This is a genomic window from Caballeronia sp. (assembly GCF_049581465.1).
Taxonomy (GTDB): domain Bacteria; phylum Pseudomonadota; class Gammaproteobacteria; order Burkholderiales; family Burkholderiaceae; genus Caballeronia.
Genome location: NZ_JBAUSA010000638.1, coordinates 1 through 2,930 on the forward strand (window position 1 = coordinate 1; position 2,930 = coordinate 2,930).

Below are 2,930 nucleotides of genomic sequence, written 5' to 3' on the forward strand. Positions count from 1 at the left end.
CGAGCTTCTGCTTGAGTTGTTTCAGGCGTTGCGCGTCTTCGGCTTGCGCAGCAGCACGCGCGGACGTCTTCGGCACGGGTTGCGACTGGGTCTTGGTGGCTTCGCCCGGGCGCGTGCTGGAGAGGTCGCGGCCCCCGCCTTGAATGACGCTCGAGCGCGCGGCGCCGCTGCCGTCCTTGCCACCAAACAGAGTGGAAAGCGGTGCGTTGAAATAGTCTTCTATGCCCTGCTTGTCGTACCGCGAGGTCGAGCCGAGCAGCCACATCAGCAGGAAGAACGCCATCATCGCGGTGACGAAGTCGGCATACGCAATCTTCCACGCCCCGCCATGATGGCCGCCGTGGGCGGCTTTTTTCTTGCGCTTTACAACGATGATCGGTGGGAGCATCGACTGCAAGGGCTCTCGCGAGGGTCTCTCAGCCATGGTCAGGTCTCGTGTCTTGCAGCATGGGTTGAGCCGGCCGATCCATCTGGATCAGCCGCGTGCGTGTCGTTTGCAGCGTCAGCCGCATCACGCCGGCTTGGGGGTCTTGGTGGCGCGCACGGCGTCGTCGAGTTCCTTGAAGCTCGGGCGGTCCGCGGTGAACAACACCTTGCGGCCGAACTCGACGGCGATCGTCGGCGCGTAGCCGTTCATGGAAGCGAGGAGCACGGACTTCACGCACTGGAACGGCTTCGCTTCTGCCTGGCTCTTCGCCGCCAGCAAGTCGGCGAGCGGGCCAAAGAAGCCGTACGACAGCAAGATGCCGAGGAACGTACCGACGAGCGCGCCGGCGATCATCTCGCCAAGAATGGCAGGGGCCGCGCCGACCGAACCCATGGTGTGCACCACGCCCATCACGGCCGCGACAATACCGAACGCAGGCAGGCCATCGGCCATTTTCTGGATCGCGCCTGACGCCACCGCGGCTTCGGTGTGATGCGTCTCGAGTTCTTCGTCCATCAGGTCCTGCATTTCAAGCGCGTTCACGTTGCCGCTGGACATCATGCGCAAATAATCAACGATGAAATCGCGCAGATGATGGTCCTCCAGCACGTGTTCATATTTTTGGAATGTCGGGCTGCTTTCGGGCGCATCGACGTCGGCTTCGAGCGCCATCATGCCTTCCTTGCGCGCCTTCTGAAGCAGTTCGTACAGCAGCGCGATGAGCTGCACGTATTTGTCCTTCGAGTAGCCGCCGGCCTTGAACGCCGTTGGAATGCTCTTGAGGGTCTTCTTGAGTGTAGCGATTGGGTTTGATACGACGAATGCACCGATGGCCGCGCCGAAAATACAGAGGAGTTCAAACGGCTGCACCAGCGCCGCCAGATGCCCGCCCACGCCAACGAAGCTCCCGATCACTGACGCTAGGACGAGTACCCACCCGATAATGACAAACATGTTCTCTCCGCCTATTTACTGTGCTTCACTTGAAGGAAGCTGTCCAAGACATTAACGGCAGTCTTACTCCCACATTTAGGGTGAAAGCCAGTTTTTCTCAGTCGGAAATTACCGGCCCCCACGCTACCGAAGGGCGTAATGTACCGGTTTTGATACGTTTTGAGCGGTTCGCCAAATTGAACCTACGGGACTCGCAATGCTCAATAAACAGGGTGCATGTGCGAAGTATTCTTGCGCAAACGTTTCAACCCTCTTTTAAAGGCGATTAACGGCAATGATTCAAACTTTCGAACAAAGTATCGACGGCCGCACGATGCAATTTTGCGCAACCATCGCGGACGGCGACAGCCCACGACGCGTGATCATCAGCCGTGCCGATTCGGCAGAATCGCTAGTGATCGTCGAGGCGTCGGGCATTATCGGTGCGATCAGGGCGGAGGTTGAAGTGCCCGCGTCTTTCCTTGCCGACGCCGTGCGCCGTGCACAAGACGAAGGGTTGATCGAACGGGCGCTTAAGTCGGGTGAGATCCTGACGACTAATCTGTAACGCGCCGGGTACAAAGAAAAACGCCCGCTTGGGGCAGCATGCAAGCGGGCGTTTTGTCGTGCCGTCGAAGGATCAAAGCCGCGGCGTGCCGTTTAAAGGATCACGAGGAACGAGTGGCGTCGCGGAATCGGCGTCTTCGGTCAGGTCCGGATCGTCCGGCGGCGGCGGCAAGTCGGGATCCAGCAGTTCGTCGGGATCGGGTTCAATCGGTAGTTGGGTCGGGTCGAGCGGGGTGGACATGGCGCATCTCCTGACAAGCGGCCGGCGGACCGCGCGTTGCACGTCAAGTGCAGGGTCAGGGTATGCAACACCCGTGCCGCGCGCAAGCCTGAACTAACGCGCGCACTGATGTGCAAGCCGAAGCGAGAAACCGGAGCGAGAAACATAACCGTGTAATTTGCCGAGTCAATCCGCGCTTCAATCTTCAACATCCTCGGGCGCCCGCTCCTTTTCCCGCATGCCAGCCGCAACGATGAACGCCGCGAACAACAGCAGCGCGACCGATACGGCCGCCGACGCCCTGACGCCGGTCACGATCTGTTCTGTATTTCCAATCGCCGAGTGACTGGCCAGCGCGCCGAAGGCCGCAACGCCTATCGCGCCAGCCGACTGCCGTGCGGTATTCAGCACAGCCGAAGCGGTGCCGGCTTGCTCAGGCGACGCTGAGCCGAGCACGGCGGTGGTCATCGCGGGAACAGCGAGGCCCATGCCGCTCGGGATCAGCAGGAACGGCAGCAGCAACGCGGCAACAGGCGTGGATGCACCGACGAAACACAGCGCCGCGAATCCCGTGGCATCGAGCAAGGCGCCGGTGATCATCGGCAAGCGTGAACCGAAGCGCGCGACGACGGGCCCGGCCGCGAGGTTGGACAGGAGAAAGCCCCCAGTGAGCGGCAGGAACGCGAGCCCCGCCTCAAGCGGCGTATGGCCGAGCACCCGCTGCAGATACAGGCTCAGCACGAAAACCATCCCGTAGTAAGTGAGATTCACGCACATGCCGAA

At 60.9% G+C, this 2,930-nt stretch carries 5 protein-coding genes; 1 reads left to right on the forward strand and 4 read right to left on the reverse strand.

All coding sequences use genetic code 11. The annotated features are described in order from the left end of the window. Both WCA53_RS15545 and motA read right to left on the reverse strand, forming a co-directional pair. On the reverse strand, positions 1-424 hold a 424-nt coding region (locus tag WCA53_RS15545; RefSeq protein WP_423911935.1), incomplete at its 3' end, for a flagellar motor protein MotB. 87 nt (positions 425-511) lie between these two features. Next, positions 512-1,381, reverse strand: coding sequence for a flagellar motor stator protein MotA (gene motA / locus WCA53_RS15550; protein ID WP_423911938.1), 870 nt, complete (start codon positions 1,379-1,381; stop codon positions 512-514). Positions 1,382-1,655: 274 nt separating this feature from the next. Here motA and WCA53_RS15555 point away from each other — a divergent pair, with 274 nt between their 5' ends. After that, positions 1,656-1,928, forward strand: coding sequence for a hypothetical protein (locus tag WCA53_RS15555; protein ID WP_423911941.1), 273 nt, complete (start codon positions 1,656-1,658; stop codon positions 1,926-1,928). A gap of 72 nt (positions 1,929-2,000) precedes the next feature. Here WCA53_RS15555 and WCA53_RS15560 read toward each other — a convergent pair whose 3' ends face one another. Both WCA53_RS15560 and WCA53_RS15565 read right to left on the reverse strand, forming a co-directional pair. Next, positions 2,001-2,168, reverse strand: a complete 168-nt coding sequence (locus WCA53_RS15560; protein ID WP_423911944.1) for a hypothetical protein — start codon at positions 2,166-2,168, stop codon at positions 2,001-2,003. Positions 2,169-2,345: 177 nt separating this feature from the next. Then, positions 2,346-2,930, reverse strand: a 585-nt coding sequence (locus WCA53_RS15565) for an MFS transporter (protein WP_423911946.1), incomplete at its 5' end; no start/stop codon positions are given.